General features: G+C 29.8%; 26 protein-coding genes and 1 other annotated feature. Of the genes, 5 read left to right on the forward strand and 21 right to left on the reverse strand.

Translation table 11 applies throughout. The annotated features are described in order from the left end of the window. Positions 1–62 precede the first annotated feature (62 nt). The 6 genes from rpoB to RWQ74_RS01505 all read right to left on the reverse strand — a co-directional run bounded on the left by rpoB (position 63) and on the right by RWQ74_RS01505 (position 7352). Positions 63–3890 (reverse strand): DNA-directed RNA polymerase subunit beta, encoded by a 3828-nt coding sequence (gene rpoB, locus RWQ74_RS01480; RefSeq protein WP_314396125.1) that lies wholly within the window; start codon positions 3888–3890, stop codon positions 63–65. A gap of 150 nt (positions 3891–4040) precedes the next feature. Beyond that, the gene (locus tag RWQ74_RS01485) at positions 4041–4637 is read right to left on the reverse strand and encodes a class I SAM-dependent methyltransferase (RefSeq protein WP_314396127.1); all 597 of its coding nucleotides are present in this window, start codon (positions 4635–4637) and stop codon (positions 4041–4043) included. Positions 4638–4790: 153 nt separating this feature from the next. After that, positions 4791–5153, reverse strand: a complete 363-nt coding sequence (rplL, locus tag RWQ74_RS01490; RefSeq protein ID WP_003146330.1) for a 50S ribosomal protein L7/L12 — start codon at positions 5151–5153, stop codon at positions 4791–4793. Between the two features lie 52 nt (positions 5154–5205). Next, positions 5206–5706 (reverse strand): 50S ribosomal protein L10, encoded by a 501-nt coding sequence (rplJ, locus tag RWQ74_RS01495; RefSeq protein WP_003146331.1) that lies wholly within the window; start codon positions 5704–5706, stop codon positions 5206–5208. Positions 5707–5738: 32 nt separating this feature from the next. Then, positions 5739–5870 (reverse strand) — a sequence feature (ribosomal protein L10 leader region). Positions 5871–5959: 89 nt separating this feature from the next. After that, positions 5960–6697: a MerR family transcriptional regulator gene (locus tag RWQ74_RS01500; protein WP_314396129.1), complete on the reverse strand. Its 738-nt coding sequence runs from the start codon at positions 6695–6697 to the stop codon at positions 5960–5962. A gap of 127 nt (positions 6698–6824) precedes the next feature. Beyond that, entirely contained in the window at positions 6825–7352 is a 528-nt protein-coding gene (locus RWQ74_RS01505; RefSeq protein ID WP_314396131.1) for a QueT transporter family protein, read from the reverse strand. A gap of 373 nt (positions 7353–7725) precedes the next feature. Here RWQ74_RS01505 and rpsT point away from each other — a divergent pair, with 373 nt between their 5' ends. Further along, on the forward strand, positions 7726–7968 hold the full coding sequence (gene rpsT, locus RWQ74_RS01510) for a 30S ribosomal protein S20 (RefSeq protein ID WP_003145397.1): 243 nt from the start codon (positions 7726–7728) through the stop codon (positions 7966–7968). A 313-nt stretch (positions 7969–8281) separates the two neighbouring features. Here the strand turns inward: rpsT and RWQ74_RS01515 are convergent, their stop codons facing one another. The 6 genes from RWQ74_RS01515 to RWQ74_RS01540 form a co-directional block, all read right to left on the reverse strand. Continuing rightward, positions 8282–9466, reverse strand: coding sequence for a MalY/PatB family protein (locus tag RWQ74_RS01515; RefSeq protein ID WP_314396134.1), 1185 nt, complete (start codon positions 9464–9466; stop codon positions 8282–8284). 12 nt (positions 9467–9478) lie between these two features. After that, a complete protein-coding gene (locus RWQ74_RS01520) occupies positions 9479–10564 on the reverse strand; it encodes an aminotransferase class I/II-fold pyridoxal phosphate-dependent enzyme (protein ID WP_314396136.1) in 1086 nt (361 codons plus the stop codon). Between the two features lie 434 nt (positions 10565–10998). Next, positions 10999–11979 carry a DNA polymerase III subunit delta gene (holA, locus tag RWQ74_RS01525; protein WP_314396138.1) on the reverse strand — a complete coding sequence of 327 codons (981 nt, stop codon included), beginning with the start codon at positions 11977–11979 and terminating at the stop codon, positions 10999–11001. Further along, on the reverse strand, positions 11979–13904 hold the full coding sequence (locus RWQ74_RS01530) for a ComEC/Rec2 family competence protein (RefSeq protein ID WP_314396140.1): 1926 nt from the start codon (positions 13902–13904) through the stop codon (positions 11979–11981). The genes holA and RWQ74_RS01530 overlap by 1 nt, the downstream gene beginning before the upstream one ends. Beyond that, positions 13904–14368: a ComE operon protein 2 gene (locus RWQ74_RS01535; protein WP_314160663.1), complete on the reverse strand. Its 465-nt coding sequence runs from the start codon at positions 14366–14368 to the stop codon at positions 13904–13906. Before RWQ74_RS01535 ends, RWQ74_RS01530 begins: the two co-directional genes overlap by 1 nt. A gap of 2 nt (positions 14369–14370) precedes the next feature. Beyond that, positions 14371–15006: a helix-hairpin-helix domain-containing protein gene (locus tag RWQ74_RS01540; protein ID WP_314396143.1), complete on the reverse strand. Its 636-nt coding sequence runs from the start codon at positions 15004–15006 to the stop codon at positions 14371–14373. A 162-nt stretch (positions 15007–15168) separates the two neighbouring features. Here RWQ74_RS01540 and RWQ74_RS01545 point away from each other — a divergent pair, with 162 nt between their 5' ends. Next, entirely contained in the window at positions 15169–15537 is a 369-nt protein-coding gene (locus RWQ74_RS01545; RefSeq protein ID WP_314396145.1) for a PH domain-containing protein, read from the forward strand. A gap of 77 nt (positions 15538–15614) precedes the next feature. Here RWQ74_RS01545 and mnmA read toward each other — a convergent pair whose 3' ends face one another. The 9 genes from mnmA to RWQ74_RS01590 form a co-directional block, all read right to left on the reverse strand. Beyond that, positions 15615–16727, reverse strand: a complete 1113-nt coding sequence (gene mnmA, locus RWQ74_RS01550) for a tRNA 2-thiouridine(34) synthase MnmA (RefSeq protein WP_314396147.1) — start codon at positions 16725–16727, stop codon at positions 15615–15617. Positions 16728–16729: 2 nt separating this feature from the next. After that, positions 16730–17851, reverse strand: a complete 1122-nt coding sequence (locus RWQ74_RS01555) for a cysteine desulfurase family protein (protein WP_314396149.1) — start codon at positions 17849–17851, stop codon at positions 16730–16732. A gap of 147 nt (positions 17852–17998) precedes the next feature. Further along, positions 17999–19060: a hypothetical protein gene (locus RWQ74_RS01560; RefSeq protein WP_314396151.1), complete on the reverse strand. Its 1062-nt coding sequence runs from the start codon at positions 19058–19060 to the stop codon at positions 17999–18001. A gap of 30 nt (positions 19061–19090) precedes the next feature. Continuing rightward, complete coding sequence (locus RWQ74_RS01565) at positions 19091–19900, reverse strand: phosphotransferase (protein ID WP_314396153.1); 810 nt, start codon at positions 19898–19900, stop codon at positions 19091–19093. Between the two features lie 88 nt (positions 19901–19988). Continuing rightward, on the reverse strand, positions 19989–21029 hold the full coding sequence (tsaD, locus tag RWQ74_RS01570) for a tRNA (adenosine(37)-N6)-threonylcarbamoyltransferase complex transferase subunit TsaD (protein ID WP_314396155.1): 1041 nt from the start codon (positions 21027–21029) through the stop codon (positions 19989–19991). Further along, on the reverse strand, positions 21016–21468 hold the full coding sequence (rimI, locus tag RWQ74_RS01575) for a ribosomal protein S18-alanine N-acetyltransferase (protein ID WP_048803041.1): 453 nt from the start codon (positions 21466–21468) through the stop codon (positions 21016–21018). The genes tsaD and rimI overlap by 14 nt, the downstream gene beginning before the upstream one ends. Then, positions 21452–22120, reverse strand: a complete 669-nt coding sequence (gene tsaB, locus RWQ74_RS01580; protein ID WP_314396159.1) for a tRNA (adenosine(37)-N6)-threonylcarbamoyltransferase complex dimerization subunit type 1 TsaB — start codon at positions 22118–22120, stop codon at positions 21452–21454. Before tsaB ends, rimI begins: the two co-directional genes overlap by 17 nt. Then, a complete protein-coding gene (tsaE, locus tag RWQ74_RS01585; protein WP_314396161.1) occupies positions 22114–22566 on the reverse strand; it encodes a tRNA (adenosine(37)-N6)-threonylcarbamoyltransferase complex ATPase subunit type 1 TsaE in 453 nt (150 codons plus the stop codon). The genes tsaB and tsaE overlap by 7 nt, the downstream gene beginning before the upstream one ends. A 242-nt stretch (positions 22567–22808) precedes the next feature. Continuing rightward, a complete protein-coding gene (locus RWQ74_RS01590) occupies positions 22809–23399 on the reverse strand; it encodes a nitroreductase family protein (protein ID WP_314396162.1) in 591 nt (196 codons plus the stop codon). Between the two features lie 171 nt (positions 23400–23570). On the opposite strand from RWQ74_RS01590, the gene RWQ74_RS01595 reads away from it, so the two are divergent. From RWQ74_RS01595 to RWQ74_RS01605, 3 genes are all read left to right on the forward strand, one after another. After that, complete coding sequence (locus RWQ74_RS01595) at positions 23571–23915, forward strand: helix-turn-helix domain-containing protein (protein ID WP_294681213.1); 345 nt, start codon at positions 23571–23573, stop codon at positions 23913–23915. A gap of 4 nt (positions 23916–23919) precedes the next feature. Further along, positions 23920–24468, forward strand: coding sequence for a hypothetical protein (locus RWQ74_RS01600; protein ID WP_314396164.1), 549 nt, complete (start codon positions 23920–23922; stop codon positions 24466–24468). A 235-nt stretch (positions 24469–24703) separates the two neighbouring features. Further along, a partial coding sequence (locus tag RWQ74_RS01605; RefSeq protein ID WP_314396165.1) for a helix-turn-helix domain-containing protein occupies positions 24704–25336 on the forward strand: 633 nt, incomplete at its 3' end.

Consider the following 25336-nt stretch of genomic DNA (forward strand, 5'->3'; position numbering starts at 1 on the left):
CTCCTTTATTTTTTTGTATAAAAGCCTTGAATAGTTCTTTGTGATTAATTGTAAAATTTATATTATTCTTCATCTGTATCATCTTCTACGTCTTCATACTCATCAGTATCTGACATTAAAAGACTTGCTAATGCTTGATATCCTGAAGTTTCTTCTTCGCTATCTTCCTCATCTTTAACATTTTCATATTCATCTGTATCAGATAAAATCAAGTTAGCTAAACTTTGATATCCTTCTTCAGCATTTTCTTCTGAAGCTGCAGCTTTTTCTGTTGCTTCTTCTGAATTTTCTTCATCGTGATCATGGTTATGTGCATCATGGAAATCGATTGTATCTCCTAAATCGATATCACCCATGTCTACTTCGTTATCCTCATTGTCCATTACTCTGAAGTCCATACCTAGTGCTTGAAGTTCTTTCATAAGTACTCGGAATGATTCAGGAACTCCTGGACGTGGAATGTTTTCACCTTTAACGATAGCTTCGTATGTTTTAACACGACCATTAGTATCATCTGATTTGTACGTTAATATTTCTTGAAGAGTATATGCAGCACCGTAAGCTTCAAGTGCCCATACCTCCATCTCACCAAATCTTTGTCCACCAAATTGAGCTTTACCTCCAAGTGGTTGTTGAGTTACTAATGAATATGGTCCAATTGAACGAGCGTGAAGTTTATCATCAACCATGTGTGCAAGTTTAATCATGTACATTACCCCTACAGATACACGGCTATCGAATGGTTCACCTGTACGTCCATCATAAAGAACTGTCTTAGCATCTTTAGCCATTCCAGCTTCCGCAACTGTAGACCAAACATCTTCATCAGTAGCCCCATCGAATACTGGTGTAGCCACGTGGATTCCTAATTGTTTAGCAGCCATACCTAAGTGTAGCTCTAATACTTGTCCAATATTCATACGAGATGGAACCCCAAGTGGGTTTAACATTACGTCAACTGGTGTACCATCTGGTAGGTAAGGCATATCTTCTTCTGGTAAGATATTTGAGATAACCCCTTTGTTACCGTGACGACCGGCCATTTTATCCCCTACACGGATTTTACGTTTTTGAACGATAAATACACGTACAAGTTCATTAACACCGTTAGGTAATTCAGCACCATCTTCACGTTTAAAGATTTTAACATCAGCAACTACTCCATCAGCACCGTGAGGTACACGTAATGAAGTATCACGTACTTCTTTAGATTTAGCTCCAAAGATAGCATATAATAATTTTTCTTCTGGAGTTTGTTCAGTTAATCCTTTCGGTGTAACTTTACCTACTAAGATATCTCCGTCTTTAACTTCAGCACCAATTCTGATAATTCCTCGTGCATCTAAGTTTCTAAGTGCATTTTCACCTACGTTAGGAATTTCACGAGTAATTTCTTCTGGCCCAAGTTTAGTATCACGAGCATCTGTTTCATATTCTTCTACGTGAATAGAAGTATAAACATCATCTTTTACAAGACGTTCACTCATAATAACAGCATCCTCATAGTTATAACCATCCCAGTTTACGAATGCTACTACAAGGTTTTTACCTAAAGCTAATTCTCCTTTATCCATAGATGGTCCATCTGCAAGGATATCTTTGGGTTCTACTCTATCACCAACTTTAACGATTGGTTTTTGGTTGTAAGCTGTAGAGTGGTTAGAACGTACGAATTTATGAATTACGTAAGTGTCTAAGTCACCTTTAATTTCTTTACCTTCTAGAGTTTCAATACGGCGTACTTTAATTTTTGCTCCATCTACGTATTCAACGATACCTGGGTATTTAGCGATAACCGCAGCTCCTGAGTCACGTGCTGCTAGGTGCTCCATACCTGTACCAACGAATGGTGCTTCAGTAATCATTAATGGTACTGCTTGACGTTGCATATTCGCTCCCATTAGGGCACGGTTAGAGTCGTCATTCTCTAAGAACGGAATACATGCAGTGGCAGCAGATACTACCTGTTTAGGCGATACATCCATGAAGTTCATCATTTCACGAGGTTTAACTGTGTTATCTCCTCTGAAACGACATACTACTTCTTCATCTACGAAGTAACCTTTTTCATCAACATTAGCAGTTGATTGTGCCACTACGTATTTATCTTCTTGATCAGCTGTTAAATATTGTACGTTTTCAGTCACGTATGGACGACCTTCTCCATCAAATTCAACTTTTCTATATGGAGTCATAATGAATCCAAATTCATTTATACGAGCAAATGATGAAAGTGAGTTGATAAGACCGATGTTTGGTCCCTCTGGTGTTTCAATCGGACACATACGACCATAGTGTGAGTAGTGAACGTCACGTACTTCCATCCCAGCACGTTCTCTTGTTAAACCACCAGGTCCAAGTGCAGATAAACGACGTTTGTGAGTAAGCTCACTTAATGGGTTTACTTGGTCCATGAATTGTGAAAGTTGAGAACTTCCAAAGAATTCTTTGATAATTGCTGTAACTGGTCTTACATTAATTAATTGTTGTGGAGTAATTTCATTTGTATCTTGAATACTCATACGTTCACGTACAACACGTTCCATACGAGAAATACCTACACGAATTTGATTTTGTAATAATTCACCGATACAACGTAGACGACGGTTACCAAGGTGGTCAATATCATCTACACGTCCGATCAATTCAAATTCAAATCCATCGTTATTTCTACGAGTTCTAATTAATAAAAGATAGTAGTTGATACTTGCTATAATATCAGCAATTGTTAATGTTAAAACATCTTTATTAGGTGCTCCATTACCAATTACGTGTAATATTTGATCATCAGTTAATTCATCGATATCGAAGTCGTTACCTACTTTAACTTGGTTTACAATCTTGAATAGTTGTAATTTTAGGCTATCACTTCCATCAAGACTTTCATTCATATCGAATTCAACTACGTTAGCTGTAGTTCCTAATTCTTCATAAATTCCATCAATGATTTCACGTGTTAATTTAGTACCTTTTTCTACTAAAATTTCTCCTGTTTCTGTATCAACGATTGGTTCAACTAGAATTTGATTTTCTAGACGTTCACCAACGTGAAGTTTGTTATTTAATTTATAACGTCCTACTTTAGCAAGGTCATATCTTCTTGGATCGAAGAATCTACCGTGTAAAGTTGCTTTTGCAGTTTCTACGTTAGCTGGTTCTCCAGGACGTAATTTATCATAAATTACTTTTAACGCAGTTCCTGTGTCTAGGTTTTCATCTTTTTCTAATGTGTTTAATAGCTCTGTATCTTCTCCGAATAATTTAATAATTGATTCGTCAGATTCAAAACCTAACGCTCTAATAAGCGTTGTTAAAGGAATTTTTCTAGTTCTGTCAATACGAGCGTAAACTAATCCTTTAATATCTTTTTCAAATTCCAACCAAGCTCCTCTGTTAGGAATAACAGTTGTTTTATAGGCATTTGGAATATTTTTTACTTTAAGTTTGTCATCTTCCGTAAAATATACAGAAGGCGAACGTACTAATTGAGATACAATTACACGTTCTGCACCATTAATGATAAACGTTCCAGTTTCAGTCATCAACGGTAATTCACCCATAAATACTTCTTGTTCTTTAATTTCGTCACGTTCTTTATTAATTAAACGTACGCGCACTCTTAAAGGTGCTGAATATGTAGCGTCACGTTCTTTAGATTCATCAACATCATATTTAGGAGTTCCTAATTTATAGTCAATAAATTCTAAACTTAATTTATCATTATTACCTTCTATTGGTGATACATCTTTAAAAACATCTTTTAGACCAGTTTCTAAAAATTTATCATAAGATAATGTTTGAATTTCAATTAAGTCCGGTAAATCAATTACCTCTGATATTCTAGCATAGCTACGTCTTTGTCTGTGCTTACCAAATTTAACTTTTTGCAACTGTGTCACCTCTCAGCTTTTCTCTTAAAAACTAAAAAGAAAATATATACATTTTCTCTTACTTACTTATGTAATTTTGGTAATTCTATCTAAAAGAAAATAGAATTACTTGCAATATATCATTTTATCATAGTCATAGCAAGTTGTCAATTATTTTACGGCTTTCAGGATATAGTAACCCTTATTTTTCGTAACTACTTCTACCATTGAAAAAGTATCTTCTAATAATTTTTTACAACTAGCCATTCCTTGTTTTTTTTGTATAACCACCCAAAGCTCACCTTGAACATTTAGATACTCATAACTATCTGTCATTATTTTGTGTACAATTTTTTTCCCTGCTCTTATAGGCGGGTTCGTTAAAACTATATCAAAGTTCCCTTCAACATTGTCAAAGGAACTACTTTCTAGTACTTCTACTTCATTTTCTATTTTGTTAAGTTCAATATTTTTTCTAGATAATTCTAATACTCTATTGTTTACATCTACCATAGTAAATTTAAATGTCGGGTATTTTTTCGCTAGGAATATAGATATAACTCCATAGCCGCATCCAATATCCGCAACCTTAGCATTTTCTTTAACTGTAGTGAAACTTTCTAACATTGTTTTAGTCCCGAAATCTACACTCTCTTTAGAAAATACTCCATTATCTGTATAAAATTTCAAATTCTCATTCGCTATTGTTGAGTTGATAATTTTTTCGCGACTTTCCGTCGTCGGATTATTTGTATAATAATGTTCCATAATAAAGACACCTCTTAAAATGAAAGAAAATAGTATATCCCATAGCTAGACACTTGAGATATACTATTTTTGTTATTATCATCGTATCAAATATTCTCAAATAGAATATTATTGTTTATTTACATCTATCTTTTTATCTACTTAGAATAGAAATTATTTAACTTCTACAGTTGCTCCAACTTCTTCTAATTTAGCTTTGATTTCTTCAGCTTCTTCTTTAGAAACTCCTTCTTTAAGTGTTGCTGGCGCTCCATCAACTTTTTCTTTAGCTTCTTTTAGTCCGTCTCCAGTGATTTCACGAACAACTTTGATTACTTTAATTTTTGAGTCTCCAGCGTTAGCTAAAACTACGTCAAATTCAGTTTTTTCTTCAGCAGCTCCAGCAGCAGCTCCACCAACTACAGCTACAGGTGCAGCAGCAGTTACTCCGAATTCTTCTTCAATTGCTTTTACTAAGTCGTTTAATTCTAAAACTGACATTTCTTTGATAGCGTCTAAAATTTGTTCTTTAGTCATTATAAATTTCCTCCGATTTTTAAATTATATGTTTTTAATATTTTTTTATTTATTAAGCTTCTTGTTCAGCTTTTTGGTCTGCAACAGCTTTAACAGCTAAAGCAGTATTGCGCATTGGCGCTGTTAATACAGATAGTAACATTGAAAGTAATCCTTCGCGACTTGGTAATGTAGCGATAGCTTTAATTTCAGCTTGATCTGCAACTTTTCCTTCTATAACACCAGCTTTTAGTTCTAAGTTTTCGTGTTCTTTAGCGAAATCGTTTAAAACTCTAGCAGGAGCTACAGCATCGTCTGTTGAGAAAGCAAAAGCATTTGGTCCAGTTAGAACTTCGTCTAATCCTTCAATTCCTGCTTGCTCCATCGCACGACGAACTAATGAGTTTTTATAAACTTTAAAAGTTAAACCTTCGTTACGCATGTTGTTACGTAATTCTGTTACTTCCGCAACGTTTAATCCACGGTAGTCAGCAATAACAACTGAAGAACTTGCTTTAATTTCTTCTGCGATTTGATTTACTAACTCTTGTTTTCTCTCAATAGCTTTTGACATTGAACTTCCTCCTAAGTAGATTTATCAATTTCAGTACCATTAAAAAACCTTCTTGCATGCGAGAACATACAAAAAGGCACATAAGTTTCTTTTCGAATTTTGTCCTCGGTAGGCTAATTAAGGATTTCTCCCCCTACTGTCTACGGTACATTTTCAACTGACTTAATTATTCTAATATATATAATTTCATTTGTCAATAGTTTTTTAAAAAATATTTTAAAAAGAATTCTAAACTAGATATTCCTTCTATAAATTACCTATTTAATCTACTATTACAATATACTTCTATAGCTTTAGAGGTATATTCAGCTACCCCTTCTCCAAATTTATCTATATTATTCTTAAATTCTAGATTTTGAGAATATCCCTTTCCTATATACGAAAATACCTCTACACTGCAATCAAATGCATACTTATTCATATAGTTATATAATTCTTCAACTTTCGATTGAACTTCTTTTTCTTCTATATTTATTTCATTTTTTCTATATTCTGCCATCGAACGGAAAACACTGTTAAATTTCTCTGTTACTATATTCTCCTTACCACTCTGTCTTTTCTTAGATTCTTCTATTGTTTCTTTACCATACTTTTCTATAGCTTGGTCTTCATACTTATTTAAGTCTTCTTTTTTAAATCCATTAAATTTTTCTTCTATAGTCATTGTTTCTTCTCCTTTATATGTTTTTATTGTTTTTTCTATATTATAAAGAATTATTTCAAACTTCTCTTTTTCTTTTAAAATTAATTCACGTTGCTGTTCAAGTATTGTTAAACTATCAATATCTCCATCAAGTAATTCTTTTATATCATTTAACTTGAATTTTAGAAATCTATAAAATAGAATCTTTTGAAGTTTATCTAAATTTTCATCTGAATAATCTCTATACCCATTATTTAACTTTTCTGGAATTAATAATCCTATTTCATCATAATATTGCAGTGTTCTTACACTTACTCCTGTGAGTTTTGCGACTTCATTTATCCTCATATTAATTCCTCTATACCTTATAATATTTCACTAGTGATAAATTTATTATATACTATCACACTACGTTAGAGTCAATACTAAAATAAAAAAATCGCTAAGGAAATTTCTTAACGATTTTTTATAAATATTATTCAAATACTTTTTTAAGATCAATAGCTTTATTTAAGGCTTCTGTAATAACAATACCGATTACCATTACAACAATTTGTGATAATAAAAGCAATCCATAAATTGCTGTAAATGCTTCAAATTCGAATGGTACTCTTGCAGAGTTTTCACCACTAAAAATAGCAATTTCATATGCAATAATTGGCATACAAACAACTAAATAGATAATAATATTAACGATGTGTCTGGCGATTCTATTTTTCACAAATTTGAATACAAGAACACTGATAGCTAACGCTAAACCTGTTCCTAATGTTCCAAAAAACACATCTACTATACCAAGTGGACTAAAAATATTTGCTATTGCAACACCTAAAGTTATAGGGAACCAATATTTTTTACTAAATACCACTAATTGAGATAGCGACTCACTAATACGTAATTGAATAGCACCGTATGAAAATGGCGCGATAGCAACTGTTAAAACAACATAAATAGCTGCTATTAATGCTTGAATAGTTAATACTTTAACTGTATTATTTCTCATTTATATCTCCTTATCTTGTTCAAGAGAAAAGAAAGAAGTACTGATTTGAGAAACCAGTACTTCAGGTTTTTTTATAGATGGATCTCTCAAACATCTTTTATTATAATAAAGTCAGAAGACAAATAACCTTACCTATGTAAAATTAAATATCAACGTCATATATACTAACACATATTATAGCTATTAGTCAACAAAAATCTAAAAAAAATATAAAAAATAAAGTATTACCAAAAAAATTCTAAAAATACCTTGCATTTACAATTTTAATATGATAAAATGAGGTAGTTGTATTTAACAACACTTAATTCATTGTAATTAAGAATATTAATTAATATTTCTTAGTAATAAAAATAAGGACCAGGAGGTGAATCGAATGCCAAACATTAAATCATCAGTATTAAGCGTAAGAAAAGATGCTAAAACTAATGCTGCTAACACAGCTAAAAAATCTGAAATGCGTACAGCTATTAAAAAAGCTAAAGTAGCTAAATCTGAAGGTGCTGCTAACGCTGCAGAGTTAGTAAACCTTGCTTACAAAAAAATTGATAAAGCTGCTAAAACTAACTTAATCCACAAAAACGCAGCTGCTAGATATAAATCAAACCTAGCTAAATAATCTTATTAACTACTCAGGCTTCTGAGTAGTTTTTTTATTACAATATAAAAAGGGAAAGGGAGCAACTCAAAAATCACAATTTCTAAAAAATTGATTTTATCGAGTTCCCCAAAAAAGGTTCTTAGATGGGAGTGACTCAAAAATCGTGATTTTGGAGAAATCGATTTTATCGAGTCAGCCTCGCACAGTTTATTAGATATCTAAAAAGATTTTCTAAAGCGAATTTAGATATCAATAAACCACTGCGTCTATGAGTTTTCTTATAAACTTTTTTTAAATCTAGGACTTTGGGACTAGCCTCTTCTTATTAATTCTAATTATTACAATTTTTAATTATTCTATTAATAGCCTCTTTAACATTTTCTGGGCTTGTCGCTAGATTTATCCTAATATATTTGTTATAACCTTTACCAAACCAATGACCAAAATCAATTGCTAGACCACATTCATCTTGTATAAATTGTTTTGTTGTTTTTCCATCTAGTACTCTTTCTAAACTCACTAAAACTAAATATGTTCCTTCTAGCGGATAAACCTTAATATCTGGAACCTTTTCTTCAAGAGTGTCATGTAGTAAATTATAATTATATAATATCGTTTCTTTCAATCCTTCAAGCCATTCATGACCTTCTCTATAACCAGCTTCTAATGCAATTTGCCCTAGCAAGCTAGGTTCCGCTTCTAAGTTCTCTTTTTTATACGCATCAAAAACTTTTCTGACAGCATCATCAGGGATTAATATAGTTGCATGAACTAATGATGCAAGGTTGAATGTTTTTGAACCTGAATTCGCGACAATAAGACGATGATTATATTTTCCATCTTCCAGTGCTAATGCAGAAATTTGCTTATGATTATTATATGTAAAATCTTGGTGAATCTCGTCAGATAATACTAGAACATCATATTTTTCACAAATTTCAAACACTCGTTTTTGTTCTTCTAATGTCCATACTCTACCTACTGGATTATGAGGTGAACAATGAATATATAATTTTACATTGTTATCACGAATTTCTTGCTCAAATGTAGCAAAATCTATTTTAAACTTACCGTTTTCCTCAAGTAATGGCGATTCAACTAGATTTCTACCACTATTTCTAATAGAATTAGCAAATGGATAATATACAGGTGGCATAATTATAACTGAATCATCTTTTTTCGTGTATGCATGAATCACCCATAAAATTGCTTGAACAATACCAGGAGCAAATCTTATCCATTGTTTTTCTACATTGATATCATATTTTTGTTTGTGCCATTTTTTGTATTGATCATAATAACTTTCAGGCAACTTAGTATAACCGAAAACTCCATGGTTTACACGTTCAATTAATGCTTCTCTTATACTATCTGGTGTTTTAAATTCCATATCCGCTACCCACATAGCAAGTAGATCTTTATCTCCAAATCTCTCCTCTAAAGCATCCCATTTTAAACTATTTGTATTTCTTCTTTCTATATAATACTTATTTACAAATTCTTCTACTCTACTCATTATATTTGTCCTCTATACCTCTAAAGCTTGTGTAAAATCTTCTAATAAATCTTCAATATCTTCAATCCCCACAGAAATTCTTAATAAATCTGGTGTAAGACCATAAGAAAGACGTAACTCTTCTGGAATGTCAAAGTGCGTTTGAGTTGTAGGGTAAGTAACTAATGTTTCTACTCCTCCTAAACTTTCTGCAAATATTGCAACTTTTAACGAACGTAAAAACTTATCAATCTTAGAAGCATCGTGAAGTTTAAAACTTAACATAGCTCCCCTTTTCGGATATAGAACTTCTTTAACATTTGGATTTTTTTCCAACTCTTCTGCTAATTTCATTGCGTTTTTTTCTTGTTGATTAAATCTTAATGGTAAAGTTTTTAAACTTCTAATGAATAACCAACTATCAAACGCTGATAATACAGCTCCTGTTGTATTAGAAATCCATGCTAATCTTTCTCCAATTTCTTCATTATTTGTAATTACAGCTCCAGCTAAAATATCGTTGTGTCCTGTTAAATATTTTGTAGCCGAATGGATAACAATATCAGCACCAATAGTTAATGGTTTCTGTCTTAATGGTGTTAATAAAGTATTATCTACTATTAATAACGCATTTTTTTCTTTAGCGATTTTCGCAACTTTTTCAATATCAACTTCTTGCATTAATGGATTAGTTGGTGTTTCTATAAACACAGCCTTAGTGTTATCTGTAATTTTATCTTTAAGACCCTCTTCATCTGTAAAATAGATAAACTTCTGTGCACCTTTACGTTCAAGTTCATCAAAATATCTAAAACTTCCACCGTATAAATCTCTAGAAACAAGAAATTCACTATTTAATTCAAATAATTCAAAAACTAATTGAATTGCACTCATACCTGAACTCGTTGCTATCGCACGACATCCTTCTTCAAGTTCACATAATCCTTCTTCTAAAATTGTACGAGTAGGATTTTTTGTTCTTGTGTAATCATAACCTGTACTCTCCCCTAGTCCAGGATGAGCATATGCTGTAGATAAATAAATCGGTGTTACAATCGCACCAGTTACTTTGTCTTTTCTATTTCCTAATTGAGCTAATTTAGTTTCAATTTTCTTCATTAAACAATACCTCATTTTATTAATTTCTTTTCAACGTAACTATTATAACATTATATTTACATATAATAAACAGATTTGTCTGAATTTTTTGTTTTTTAAGAACTATTTCAAGAGAATGCACTAAAATTCATTGAATTAACGAAAAAATGATTGTTTGAATCTTCTTCAAACAATCATTTTTTTATTAATATTTCTTTTTAAAAAGCATAACACCAGCAACATTTTTCCAGAAAATTATTAGCACATACAATCATCCTTGAATAAAGGGAAAACCAGTATTAACATTATTGATAAATTCACCAGCTAGATAAAACACACTATTTATAGCAAATAGAAACACCTGGTCATATTAAACACTCTTCATCCACTAATTCTTATACTTAATAATTTTTCTTCTTTTATAATAATGAGCAAAATCACATAAACACAGTATTTTATTTTAGCTCCTCAATTAGTTTATTAATAAAAAGATCTAATATCAAATATTTATCCATATATGAAGATTTCAATAACTTATCATAATCAGCAGCTAAAATTAGTGTCTTCATAATTTTGTCCACACTATAATTTCTAATCCCTTGTGCCGCTAGTTGTACTCTATATGGATGAACTCCTAATTCTCTAGCTATATCTTTTTGTGAATAGTGTTCATTTAGCAGAACCTTTACTTTATAATACATTCTTAACTGTCCGCTAATAAGCGATAACAAGAAAATAGGTTCTTCTTTTTTTAACACTAAAGAATTGTAGACTACCCTTAATTTCGAATAATTTTTCCCAAATAACTCGTTAGTTAAACTGAACACATCGTATTCTAAACTTCTTGTCGCTAGTAATTCGATATCTTCTTTAGTAATTACCTTCTTCTCGTCACAATAAAGAAGTAGTTTTTCTAATTCTTTTTTTATATTAGCAAAATCTAATCGTGTATAATTCACAAGAAATTCTGCATCATCTATTGAAATTTTCAAATTAGCATCAGCAACAGTTTTCACTATATAGCTAGATATTTCCTTTTCATTAAAATTAGAAAACTCCTTAACTTCTCCCACTTCTTTAATTTTCTTTATAAGTTTTTTTCTACTATCAATCTTTTCAGAAATCTTTAAAATCAATACGACTTCTTCACTAATATTATCCAAATAACTTATTAATATATCCACATTGTGTTCTACTTTAATCTTCTTAGGTTTAGCAAGTAGAAAATTACAGTTTTCTGCAACTACTACTTTTTCATTCCCAAATAAACCACTACTTCTACATTCATACACTAAAGACTCCAATGTATTTTCATGCATATTTATTTTTATATAGTTAAACTCATCAAGTTCTTTCAAATACTTTTTTGCTATATTTTTTTCATAATCATTAATGGCTTCAAAATTTTCACCATATATTACATAGACATTTTTCATTAATTATCTACCTCAACTTCAAATTCAGAATTCTTATTTGTTATTTTTACTTTTTTATTATAATAATAAATAGAACTCTTTCCAAATTTCATCTCTGTATTCTCTTTAAGGACAATATAATCTATTTTTTTATACTGTGCCATATTTTTTACTTCTGATAATTTATTTTCTAAACTATCTATTACAATAACTTTTCCTACTACATCTCTTGCTAGAAGATCTATAGAGTAACCACTTTTATTCTTTTTCTCAGAAGTCAAAAGCAAATACTCAAATTTATTTTTTCCTTCATAATCCAAAAGCAAATCGTACTGATTTATTATATCATAATCCTTGTCTTTTTTTCTGTAATCTGTATAAAAATTTTGAATATTATTGGATGTATTTATCAATAGATTATTCTTATTTTCTCTAATATATAAAACACTCTGTTTTCCTATATTTATATCTTCGATATATTCTTTAGGCATATATGTAGCTCCTAAACAAATTAGAATTATCCCCAGAACTCCATAAATAGCATTCATATATTTAAATTTATTCAAGTTTATCAATATAGTTAAAACAACAATAAATATAGCAATTATAAAAAATATGTTTAATCTACCTATGCGAATAGGTTGAACAATTAAAAACAGATCCTGAATTTTATCGAATATGTTGAAAGTAATATTTAATATTGGTCTACAAATAATATTAAACACCTGGGCATTTATTAGGAATACAAGATAGCTAAAAATTACTAATGGAAAAATCACAATACTAAAAATTGGTACTAAGATAATATTACTAAATACAGAAATATAAGTTATAGTATAAAAATTATACAATAAAATAGGAAGACTACCTAGGGTAGAAATTATACTAATTCTAAGCGCATCATAAATTTTATTTCTAGAATTTTTTATATAAGTTCCAGACATCAATAGACAGAATGTAATTAAAAATGATAATTGAAAACCTATATTAAAAGCATAAAATGGATTATACATTAATAAAATTAAAAAAGTAAAAAGTAAACTTCCTAGTTTATCTATATTTTTCCTTCTTAACAGGATATAAAATACAATCATAAAACCTGCCCTGAGAACTGATGCACTAGCTCCGCTAAGCAACATATACAATGGAATTATAATTAAGATAATTTTCTCTATATAATCAACACTTATCCTAAATTTCAACAAAATAAAATAAATTAGAGAAATGAGTACACCTATATGTAATCCTGAGATTGCTAATAAATGACTTGTTCCTAAATTTTTAAAAGAATTTATGTCATCTTTTAATAAATATCCTTTATCTCCGAAAATTAAAGCCTGAAAATAACCACTTTTATCAAAGGTTAGTTCTTTATTAATTTTCAAACTCAATTTATTCCTAAAAGTTAAGAATTTATAGTATATGGAATCTATATTTTTAACCTCATGAACTTCATTAATAGTTAACCTTTTAAAGATCCCTCTATTCTCATTATATTTTTTATAATCAAATGAATAAAAATTAGTCTTTTCTGAAATATCTTCTATATTAGCATTTACTAATAGTTTTCCACCCCAAAATTTTTCTTTGAAAAATTTCTTTTCATCTTCACTTTTTACAATATAACTTACTAATACCTTCTCATCCGAAAGATAACCAATAGAAGATACATAGGCTCCATTAACATCAAATCTATCATAAACTACTAGTTCTAAATTTCTATTTTCAACATTACCTAAATGAGTAATGTTATTCTTTTGTTCATATGCTCCCCGAATAAAAAATACTAAGAAGACTATTACACAAATAATAGTTTTCCTAGCATTAAGATTTTTATTTTTCCAAGTTATCAGTAGAAAAATAACAATACATAGCATAGATATTATTACATTAAAGTTTAACAATATCGCCCCTAACGCTAGTAAAGAAAGTTGTAAGTAAATCATTACTTTTTATTTAGTAACCTTTCTACTACATTATTTACATCGTAATCTACTTTTCTTACGACAACACCTGATTTTTCTAATAACTCTCGAGCATATTCATTATTTCTATAATCATTTGCATAGCAAATTTCTTTTATCCCTGCTTGAATTATAGATTTTGTACAATTCAAACAAGGGAAATGTGTAACATAAATTGTTGCACCTTCAGTTCCAACACCAAACTTAGAACATTGTAATATTGCATTTATCTCAGCGTGAATTGTTCTTACACAATGCCCTTCTACTACTTTACAACCAACATCTATACAATGTTCATCACCTTTAATTGAGCCATTATAACCACCTGAAACTATTCGTTTGTCTTTAACTATCGTCGCTCCAACAGATAATCTGCTGCAAGTCGATCTAAGTGAAAGTAGGTGACTTTGAGCCATAAAGTACTCATCCCAACTAATTCTCTGCATAACTATACCTCTATTTTATCTTTAATTTTCTCAAAAGTAGATTTTCCTATACCTCGTACTTTTGTAATATCTTCTTTCTTTTTAAAATCCCCATTTTTTTCTCTATGTGCAATTATTGCCTCAGCTTTTGTTTTTCCAACTCCTGAAATTTTCATAAGTTGTTCTTTACTTGCTGTATTTATATTAATCACATCCCCACTAGATGAACCAGTGCTGTCACCATCAGTCATTTGTTTCGGTTTTTCACCATGTTTAAGGACATAAATAACCATCTGATCTTTTACCTTTTGACTCAAGTTCAAAGTAGAAGTATCAGCATCATCCAAAAGTCCACCAGCTTCTTCTATTAAATCTTTCACCCTTTTATCTTTTGTAGTCTCGAAAACACCAGGATGTTTTACCGAACCTTTGACATCAACAAAAATCTTTTCATCGTGTTTTTCTTCAGTTTTTTCATCCTTATTTATCGACTCACTACTGGTATTAGAAAAACTAACATCACTATAATCTTCTGTCTTACTTTGATTAAAATAAAACAAACCACCAATTATTACAACAAGACTACAAAGAAACGCCAAAACAATAGATTTAACATTTTGTCTAAAAAATAATACGACATCTTCCTTCTTAATATTCATATTTCTCCCCCCTACTACTAATATTATATCACTAAATTTATTATATTAGTACTGAAAACCTAATATAATACATTATTTATAATTCATGTATTTTATGTTATACTGATAAAAAATCACAAAATTCAATCAAATAATTAATTTTTTTAAACAAGGAGAAACATTATGGCTAACGAAATGAATTTATTAAACTGGACATTTTTCAGAGAAGTTCCTATCCCTCAAGATATAGTGAACTTATTAATAAATGGAGAACAACCTGTCGCAGCTTTCGCAACAATAAGAGATGTTGCTGTGTTTACTGACAAAAGGCTTATAGTAAAAGATGCACAAGGAATTACAGGGAAAAAAGTAGAAATCTATTCACTACCGTACTCTTCAATACTAATGTGGTCAACTGAAAATGCGGGTAAAATCTTTGACTTGAATGCTGAAGTAGAACTTTGGACTAAGGTTGATAAAATAAAAATTAATCTAAAAAAAGATATAGATATTCGTAGATTTGATACATTACTAGCTCAATATATACTATAGCCTCATTACTAAGAATAAAAGAACTAAAAATCCTAAAAATTAGAGTTTTCCTCTAACCTTTAGGATTTTATTTTATATTACAGTTGAAGTTTTTTTCCATCTTTATATACTTCGTCGATAATTGCCCCACCTAGACAAACATCTCCATCATAGAAAACAACCGCTTGTCCTGGAGTAACAGCACGTACTGGTTCTTTATAGACAACTTTTACTTTGTTATCTTCTAATACTTCTACTTCTACCTCAGTATCTGGTTGACGATATCTGAATTTTGCAGTACATGTGAATTTATTAGGTTGTAGATTTTTCGTTGTAAATGATAGTGAACTAGCTAGTAAACTATCTGAATAAAGTTTTTCATTGTGGAATCCTTGGCAAACGTACAGTATATTATTTTCAAGGTCCTTACCACATGCAAACCATGCTTCACCTTCTGTATCTTTAGTTCCACCAATACCTAGTCCGTGACGTTGACCGATTGTATAATGCATTAAACCAATGTGTTCTCCACGAATATTACCATCTAAATCAACCATCTTACCACCTTGAGCTGGTAAGTATTGAGATAAGAATTCTCTAAAGTTTTTCTCACCGATGAAACAAATACCAGTTGAGTCTTTTTTCTTCGCTGTCGCAAGACCCGCTTCTTCTGCAATCTTACGAACATCTTTTTTCTCTAGTTCTCCCACTGGGAATAAGATGTTTTTGATTTGATGTTGTTTTAATTGAGATAAGAAGTAAGTTTGATCTTTATTATTATCAACACCACGTAACATTAAACGTTCTCCATCAACATCTTTAACTCGTGCGTAGTGGCCTGTTGCTACATAATCCGCACCTAAATCTTCAGCATATTCTAAGAAAACTTTAAATTTAATTTCTTTATTACACATAATATCTGGATTAGGTGTACGACCTTTTTTGTATTCATCTAAAAAGTAAGTAAATACTTTATCCCAGTATTCTTTTTCAAAGTTTATAGAATAATAAGGAATATCTAATTGTTCGCATACTTTAATTACATCTTCATAATCTTTTTCTGCTAGGCAAACTCCTCTGTCATCTTTTTCTTCCCAGTTTTTCATGAAAACACCTATAACATCATAACCTTGTTGTTTTAATAAATATGCTGTTACAGATGAATCAACTCCACCACTCATTCCAACTACTACTTTTTTGTTGTTATTCATTCTTAGTTCCTTTCTTTAATTCTTTTCTCTAAAGTTACAATCTTCTCTACAACTTCATCAATTAATTCTTTGCTTGTATCGAAACCAACGCTAATTCTTACAGAGTGTGCTGCACGTTCAATATTATACATTTCTGTTATTATACGACTTCCTTTAATATTTCCCGAACTACAAGCAGACCCACCAGAAATATAAATATCACGAGCATCTAGATATGTAATCAGTCGCTGTGCTTCTACATTTTTAAAATAAATATTTAATATATTCGGCAATGAATTTTCTATAGAACCATTTACTTCAAATTCAACTCCATTTTTCTCAAGTTCAGAAATAAAGTAATGTTTCATTTCCCTAAGAGCTGGAATTGAATCTAATGTCTCTGATAAACAGTCATTAAGAACTAGTATCCCTAGTAAGTCAGTCGTTCCAGAACGAAGACCGTTTTCCTGACCTCCACCTAATAATAATGGCTCAGCATCTCCATCTTTAGCATATAAAAATCCAAAATTATTAAGTGAACCAATTTTATGTGCTGAAGCTGAAGCAAAATCCAAACCTAATTCTTTCACATCAATTTCAACTTTACCTAAAGCTTGAACAATATCACTATGCAATAGTATATTTTTATCCGCAATAAGTTCTGAAACCTCTTTTATAGGATTTAATACTCCAGTCTCATTATTAGCTAGCATTATTGAAATCAACACCGTCTTAGAATTAATTTTTTCTTTCAATTCATCAAGAGATATAACTCCACTTTCATCTACTGATAATTCATGAACCTTAAATCCAAATCTTTCAAGTCTCTTAGCACTAGCTCTAACAGATGGATGTTCTATAGATGAAATTATTATTTCTCCTGTTTCAAATCTTTTTAATACATGATTAAAAACTGTATTATTACTTTCAGTACCACCTGAATTAAAAATTATTTCATTACTATTAGCATTTAAAGTTTTAGCTATTTTCTCGCGTCCTTCTCGAACTAGCCTATTATTTTTCTTTCCTAGGGTATGGCCACTACTTGGATTAGCATAGACTTCTTTTAGTATATTCATATTTTTTTCTATGATATCAAAATGTTTTCTTGATGTTGCTGCGTAATCTAAATAAATATTCGCCATATCATCGCCTCCTAATATTAATCATATTATATTTTAACACAAATAATAGTCAAATAAAATCAAAACCACTTTCTACTATATAAATTTATTAGGTATAAAAATTATTAATCCCTTTCTTATCGTTATAGAAAGGGATTTATATTAATTTTATTTAGTTTTTTCTCTTAGTTTACTTATGACTATTATTAATATTGCTAATACTCCTGAAACATATAACAATATACTTTGTTCCTCTAAGATAAGAGTATTAATCACTCGTGGTTGAGTATATACTAAATAACAAAACGTCATTGGATAAAATAGAAGTTTTACAGATCTTCCAGCACTAACTTTCTTTAACACTCTAACACTGCTTACAATCATAACAGTTACCAGGATATACATCCAATCAATTGGTAGTTTCTCGAAAAAGTAATCTGGAATGATGCAAATAAAACTCATGAAAGCTATTATTTTAAAAATTATTGTATATACTTTATACATAAATTCCACAGAATTTTTTAATTTGAATAAACCATTAACAATAATTAAAATTAAAATATAACTACCTATAGTAAGTTTAATTTCATTACTAATACTATAGTCAAATCCCTGTTTAATAAATGTAGAAATATTCATATATACGTACATTATTATTATCGGAATATACGTCCAAACATACGCTAGGAATTTACTATTTTCAAAATATGGTACTTCCCATTCCCATATGTACTGTCTATCAATTATTTCAAGAATAAGCGCATTTAAAAATGTTCCTGCTAGTAAATTAAAAAGAACATCTTCAAAATTTCCACGTGCTAATACTAACATTATAAAATTAACAATTACAAAGAATCCGGCTCCCAAGAAACCTGCAAAATATATCACTAACCATGCTGGTGTATTTTTAGAAGCACTCTGTTCGTATTTATTAAGATATTCTGTATTTTCTACTACCAAATAATTATATATATTTGAAATATTTGAATTATCTTGTTTATTTTTCAATATACCTGCTAACAGCGACCTTACAGGGAAAAATTTAATTTTTGTAAAATCAATAGTACATATTTCTGTCCAAAAATCATCATTCATTTCTGAATCCTTAGAAACTATTTTTGACAGTTCTCTCACACTTTTTAAATCATTAACATTTTCTTTCAACTTATTTACTAAAAATAAAGCTTGGCTACGACTTTCTTCTAGTTTTTTTTCACTAATATTATTCACTCTTCAACTCTCCTATTTCTTAATAGTTATTTAAATATAATAATTTCCAACATCTTCTAACATCTTTAACCCTAACTCCTCAAACTCTTTATCTTCAACACGTTTGGTATAGTTTAATATTCCTAATGCCGAGATAAAAATCATGCAGTACTCTAGTTCCTCAGAAAGAACTTCCTCACTCGAATGTTCATAATAATGTTTTAAAAATAGCTCTTTTTTAAATTTATCATTATCTAAATCTTGATAAAAATACTTAATAAAATCTAAATAATAACTAGCATATTTTACTCTTTCAAAATCTATTAATACTACATCATCAGCTTTTCTCATAATGTTTCTAAAACCAAAATCTCCATGAATTAAAACTAGTGTTTTTTCATACTCTTCATCTAATTTACTAATATTTTTTAGAAACTTAGAATGAAGCTCACTTATTTCAGTATATTCTTTTCTATCAGCTAATCTATATACATTTTTTTCTAGAACTTTTTCCAATGAAATTTCTTTTTCGTTTTCTATTTCAAGCCAACTTTCTCTATGAAAATCAGATATTAACTCTGCTATTTTTATTATATCTTCAGCATTTACATTTTCTTTATTTAGAGGAGTATAGTCTTCATATTTCAATACAAGTGCAGAATACTCAGGTAAATCTAATATTAGATTAATTTTATCCCTTAATACTTTATATTCTAGTTCATATTTTAATGGATCTTTAAAAATTTTAACGAATACTCTTTCTCCTAATTTTTTAGAAAATCCTATGAAATGCTTATTTTCAGAAATATGATTTATTTGTTGTAAATTAGTATCTAATAATTCATCAAGTTGTTTTTTCATAATTACATCAAACGATTTATAAAAAGGGAGTAACTCAGAAATCATGATTTTGAAAATTAATTTTGTCGAGTTAGCCCCCTTCTAATCCCTATCCTCTAACTTCTTCTAAATCTAATGTTGACTTAGCATTTAGCGTTAATGGATTAGCAAATATATTATTTTTATAATAATAGTATCCTACAGCTCCCATCATTGCGGCGTTATCACTACAATAACTCATTTTTGGAATTAGAACTTCTACTCCTAATTGTTGTTCTAATTCTAATATTTGCTTACGAAGCTCACTATTACCCGCAACTCCACCTGCCAAAATCAACTGCTTAACACCTAAATTCACAATAGCTTTCTTAGTTTTTGCGATTAAAACTTCTACTACCGCTGTTTGGAAGCTGCATGCTAAATCTTCAGGTACAATTTCTTCTCCTCGTTGTTTTGCATTATGTACAAAGTTAATCACTGCTGACTTCATACCTGAAAAACTAAAGTTATAATCATCACTATCAATCATCGCACGAGGGAATTTGTACTTATCTTCACCTAACTTAGCTAGTTTGTCTACTTTAGGTCCACCAGGATACTCAAGATTTAACTGTCTAGCAACTTTGTCATAGGCTTCACCTACAGCATCATCATGAGTAGAACCGATTATTTCAAAATCAAGTTCATCTTTTAAATATACAAGTTCAGTGTGTCCTCCACTAACTACAAGTGCTAGTGATGGGTATACTATATCATTATCAATATTACTAGCATAAATATGTCCTGCAATATGATGTGCTCCTATTAAAGGTTTATCTAAAGCATAACTTAATGTTTTCGCCACATTAACACCAACTAGTAATGAACCGATTAATCCCGGTCCTTGTGTCACACAAATTGCATCTATTTCATTTAATGTTGTTTTTGCTTCTTCTAGAGCTTCTTCAACAATTTGCATTACTACTTCTATATGTTGTCTACTCGCAATTTCAGGTACTACCCCTCCAAATTGCTTGTGTGTTTCAATCTGACTACTTACTATATTCGATAGTACTTCTTTTCCATTTTTAACTACAGCTACACTAGTTTCATCACAACTTGTTTCTATAGCTAAAATAGTTACATTTTCTAAATTTTTATATTCTTTCATTACTAAAATCCCTTACCATTACAAAAGCATTTTCTCCATTGTTTTTGTAATAATTTTTTCTCATATCAACTGTTGTGAATCCAGATTTTTCATAAACAGTTATCGCAGGCATGTTACTTACACGAACTTCAACGATAGCTTTTTTTACACCTTTTAGTTTTAAAAGTTGCATTACATAAGTGAAGAAAATTTGCCCTAATTTCTTATTTTGATGAGGTTTATCAATAACAATTTTATTAACTTGATATTCATCAGCAACAAGCCAACCACCGCAGAATCCAATGATTTCACCGTCATTAAATAATCCGTAATACTCTGAGTTCTCATGTTCCAACTCAGACTTGAACATTTCTTTTGTCCATGCATCTTCAAAATTATCTACATCTATTCTTGATAATACATCTAAATCATTTACATCAACTTTATTTATTTTTATCATTTTCAAGTTCCCTTTCTGCTTCAGTTTTTCTTAAGTATTGTGGTTTCATATTATAACAATCCACTTCTTCTAATGAATCATAAATTTTTAAAACATTAGCTGCACGAACCATATCATTATTTTTTGAACCTTCTAAAAGAAAATCATTTAACTTGTCTATATCTTTACTAATATAGACAAATTCATCACTTTGAGATGATAAAAAGTTATTAATTTCTTCAAGAGAGTAGTATCCTTCTTCCAGTACCTCTACTAATTTTCCTTCTTCATTTTTATAAACTGCACCAAAAACATTTCCTCGACGTGCATCGATAAATGGAACTAATAATTTGTTACTATCAAATTCTAACAAAGCTTGTAACTTTAAAGAGGATACTTTCTTCAAATTAATCTTCAGTGTGTATGCTAAAGTTTTACAGACAGCTGCGACTACACGAATTGCTGTATATGATCCTGGTCCTTCACTTGATATAATTTCAGTTAAATCCGTTTTTTTCTTATCTGCTTCTTTTAAACAATTTTCTATTTCTTCTAAAATAACCGCGGACAAGTTATTCCTACATACAAAGTTTTTTTCGGCTAGAATATTTTTTTCTTCAAAACATGCAATTGAACATACTCCGTTCGAAGCTTCTACAATTAAACTTACCAATTTTCGCGTATCCTTTCTTCTATTTTCTCATATTCACCATTAGAAATAATTTCAACTTCTCTATGGTCCTCTACTAATCGAATATTGAAAATTAATCTTTCTTTCGGTAAAAAGTCTTCAATAAACTCTCCCCACTCAATAACACTAACATTATCTTCAAAGAAAATATCTTCAAATCCTAAATCTTCATCGCTATCTTCTAAACGATAAGCATCAATATGATATAATTTTCCATTAGGATATTTATATTCTTTCATTATATTAAAAGTTGGTGAATTGACTACACTTTTTACTCCTAAATATTCTGCTAAATATTTCGTAAATGTTGTTTTACCTGCGGCTAAATCACCATTTAACAAAAGTACTAATCTATCTTCTATACCTTCACTAACTATTTTTGCTAATCGTTTAGTATCTTCTAAATTATTTATAACTATTTTTAACATTGTTAAACCTTCTGAATTTTAAATTTATTTACCAACTACTATAATACCATATTTACCAGTATATTCCAATAACCAAAGGTATAATTAATAGTAATAGTCATACTCATGAAATAGAAATTAATAATCTTTCATTGACTTAATCATTTGCTTAGTAATTAGACCTAATAAAATCATAAAATAACGCCAAAATATTACTATCTCAGCGTTATTACTACTCATTTAATCCGTCGTTAAATCAAATCTTATTTTACTACTCTTACTCTTGAAGTTCTTTCAATTGGTGCAGCTTCTTGTAGTTTTTCACCAAATGGCATTTGAGCACGTAGTACTAAGTTAGCTGGAATATTCCATTCAGCAGCAACTTTTTCATCAATTACTGGATTATAGTGTTGAATGTTAGCTCCAACTCCAGCCTCTGCTAATGCATTCCAAACCACAAATGATGCAATTCCAGTTGATTGTTCTGACCAAATTGGGAAGTTTTCAGCATATGCTGGGAATTGTTCTTGAAGACCTTTTACTACATCGTGATCTTCGAAGAATAAAATTGTTCCATATGCTGCAGCAAAACTATCGATTTTACCTTTTGTAGCTGCTTTAGCTTCTTCATTTGGTAGGAATTTTTCTAATTCTCCAAAAGTAATATCCCATAATTTTTGGTGATTTTCACCTAGTAAAACTACTGCATGTGCAGTTTGTGAGTTAAAAGCACTTGGTGAGTATTTAACTGCATTATCAATAATTTCTAATGCTTCTTGTTCTGAAATTGGTAAATTTTTACCTAATGCATAAACACTTCTTCTGTTTTGATATAAATTTTTTGCTTCTGTCATTATTATGTCCTCCATTTTTTAGCTATTGCCAAACTTTATTATTTGTTTTATAATTGTTATATATATAATTATAATATTTACCAAAATTTTATCAAGTACGTTTTTTTACAATATTAAGTATCTTTTAAGATAGAATTGTATAATACCAACGAAATTTAAAGGAGATTTTTTATGGAACAACAAGAACCTTTTGGGAAATGTCCCTTTTTCACAACTCAAAAAATATTATCTGGAAAATGGACAATATTAATTCTTCATCTACTTGAAGATAAAAGTGTTAGATTTAATGAGTTACAAAGATCGCTAGGGACAATTACCCAAGCCACATTAACAAAACAATTAAAACAATTAGAACAAGATGGATTAATAAATCGTAAGGTTTATGCTCAAATACCACCGAAAGTTGAGTACAGCTTAACGGATATTGGAAAAAAATTCCAATCAGTGCTTAATGAATTAGAAATTTGGGGAAATGACTATATAGAATATTTAAAAGAAAATAAAGAAGCAGTATAAAGTTATGGATAAACTAAATGAAATTAAATCAAAACTTCACTTACTTTCAGATGAACAATTAGATATAATACATAGACTTATTTCAACTTGGAAGATTGAAGACAATAAAATTCAAACAGATGAAAATCTTGTCAAAAAAATATATGAAAGTACAATATCACCTATAGAAAATCCACTAAAGAATTATTCAAAAGAGGAACTCTTAGAAGAATACGGTGTGTTATTTTATAATCCTCAAGAAACAACTAACGAGAATTTTGGAGAAGTTTCAATAGAGTATAATTATGATGATGATCATACAATTCCAAGTTATAGTGAACAGATAGAAGTTAATAAAATTTTTAATGTCACGGATAATACTACCTATTTTGAAACAATTAATTCAAACAAATCTACTTTTGAGAACCCCTCAAACACCAACACCTCTAATATTAAACTCGATGATTTTGATCCACTATTTCCAGATACAGATTTCGATTCTTTAACAGGACTAAATAAAAGTAAATATGATGATTTAGACTTTTCAGCATTAATATCGAAGAAACCTAAATAAACATAAAACAGACTCTAAACTTTTTTATATTGTTTTAGAATATGTTTTTTATTTCCTCAATTTTACTTTCCTTGATATTCTCATTACTAATCCCAATATATACTAAAAGGGTTGTATACTAAATCCGGGGCATGGAAAAATTCCATCCCCGGATTTCAATTTTTATATACAAAAAGACAAATATCCAATATAATTAAGGTGTACAAAAATAATTAACTAAGAAAGGATATTTGTCATGTCTAATTTTATCACAAATTTACTATTAATAAAAGACCAAAATATAACTATGGAGGATAAACTTGATTTAATTAATGTGGATGGTCAAGATACATTCATATTTCATGGGACTTTATCATACAATCCAAAGTGTTGTCCGAACTGTGGTTGTAAGAAAGAAGGAAATAATATAGTTAAAAATGGATTCACAGATCCATTAAAAGTAACTCTATTAAAGATGTCAGAATGCCCTACATACCTTAGATTAAAGAAACAACGCTTTAAATGTAGAGAATGTAATTCTAAGTTTTGTGCTGAAACATCATTTGTACAAAAGCACTGCAGTATATCTAAAAATCTTATATTCCATATAATGAAGAATCTATCTAAAACATTATCTTTTAAAGATATAGCTGAATTAAGTAATGTATCAGTATCTACAGTAGTAAGAGTAATGAAATCATGTAGAGAAGCAGTAGAAGTTAAGACTCATTCAAGTTTACCAGAGCACCTATGTTTTGATGAGATAAAATCAACTAAAGATAGTAAAAATGGAATGAGTTTCGTATTCTTAGATGCTAAAACACATGACTTTATAGATATTGTAGATGGTAGAACACAACATATATTAAAACAATACTTTATGAGATAT

Source organism: uncultured Gemella sp. (assembly GCF_963525165.1).
Lineage (GTDB): Bacteria > Bacillota > Bacilli > Staphylococcales > Gemellaceae > Gemella.

Excerpts from the sequence above, each read along its gene's own strand:
- holA (WP_314396138.1), bottom strand. The coding sequence starts at position 11,979 with ATGAAAAATGTCTATGTAATATATGGTGAAAATTTTGAAGCCATTAAT.
- rimI (WP_048803041.1), bottom strand. The coding sequence starts at position 21,468 with ATGATAAAAATAAATAAAGTTGATGTAAATGATTTAGATGTATTATCA.
- RWQ74_RS01515 (WP_314396134.1), bottom strand. The coding sequence starts at position 9,466 with ATGAGTAGAGTAGAAGAATTTGTAAATAAGTATTATATAGAAAGAAGA.
- RWQ74_RS01500 (WP_314396129.1), bottom strand. The coding sequence starts at position 6,697 with ATGAGGATAAATGAAGTCGCAAAACTCACAGGAGTAAGTGTAAGAACA.
- RWQ74_RS01530 (WP_314396140.1), bottom strand. The coding sequence starts at position 13,904 with ATGATTTACTTACAACTTTCTTTACTAGCGTTAGGGGCGATATTGTTA.
- RWQ74_RS01520 (WP_314396136.1), bottom strand. The coding sequence starts at position 10,564 with ATGAAGAAAATTGAAACTAAATTAGCTCAATTAGGAAATAGAAAAGAC.
- RWQ74_RS01540 (WP_314396143.1), bottom strand. The coding sequence starts at position 15,006 with ATGAATATTAAGAAGGAAGATGTCGTATTATTTTTTAGACAAAATGTT.
- RWQ74_RS01485 (WP_314396127.1), bottom strand. The coding sequence starts at position 4,637 with ATGGAACATTATTATACAAATAATCCGACGACGGAAAGTCGCGAAAAA.
- RWQ74_RS01505 (WP_314396131.1), bottom strand. The coding sequence starts at position 7,352 with ATGAGAAATAATACAGTTAAAGTATTAACTATTCAAGCATTAATAGCA.
- rplJ (WP_003146331.1), bottom strand. The coding sequence starts at position 5,706 with ATGTCAAAAGCTATTGAGAGAAAACAAGAGTTAGTAAATCAAATCGCA.
- RWQ74_RS01555 (WP_314396149.1), bottom strand. The coding sequence starts at position 17,851 with ATGGCGAATATTTATTTAGATTACGCAGCAACATCAAGAAAACATTTT.
- RWQ74_RS01535 (WP_314160663.1), bottom strand. The coding sequence starts at position 14,368 with ATGCAGAGAATTAGTTGGGATGAGTACTTTATGGCTCAAAGTCACCTA.
- mnmA (WP_314396147.1), bottom strand. The coding sequence starts at position 16,727 with ATGAATAACAACAAAAAAGTAGTAGTTGGAATGAGTGGTGGAGTTGAT.
- tsaD (WP_314396155.1), bottom strand. The coding sequence starts at position 21,029 with ATGAAAGAATATAAAAATTTAGAAAATGTAACTATTTTAGCTATAGAA.
- RWQ74_RS01590 (WP_314396162.1), bottom strand. The coding sequence starts at position 23,399 with ATGACAGAAGCAAAAAATTTATATCAAAACAGAAGAAGTGTTTATGCA.
- RWQ74_RS01545 (WP_314396145.1), top strand. The coding sequence starts at position 15,169 with ATGGCTAACGAAATGAATTTATTAAACTGGACATTTTTCAGAGAAGTT.
- RWQ74_RS01600 (WP_314396164.1), top strand. The coding sequence starts at position 23,920 with ATGGATAAACTAAATGAAATTAAATCAAAACTTCACTTACTTTCAGAT.
- RWQ74_RS01595 (WP_294681213.1), top strand. The coding sequence starts at position 23,571 with ATGGAACAACAAGAACCTTTTGGGAAATGTCCCTTTTTCACAACTCAA.
- tsaE (WP_314396161.1), bottom strand. The coding sequence starts at position 22,566 with ATGTTAAAAATAGTTATAAATAATTTAGAAGATACTAAACGATTAGCA.
- RWQ74_RS01565 (WP_314396153.1), bottom strand. The coding sequence starts at position 19,900 with ATGAAAAAACAACTTGATGAATTATTAGATACTAATTTACAACAAATA.
- rplL (WP_003146330.1), bottom strand. The coding sequence starts at position 5,153 with ATGACTAAAGAACAAATTTTAGACGCTATCAAAGAAATGTCAGTTTTA.
- rpsT (WP_003145397.1), top strand. The coding sequence starts at position 7,726 with ATGCCAAACATTAAATCATCAGTATTAAGCGTAAGAAAAGATGCTAAA.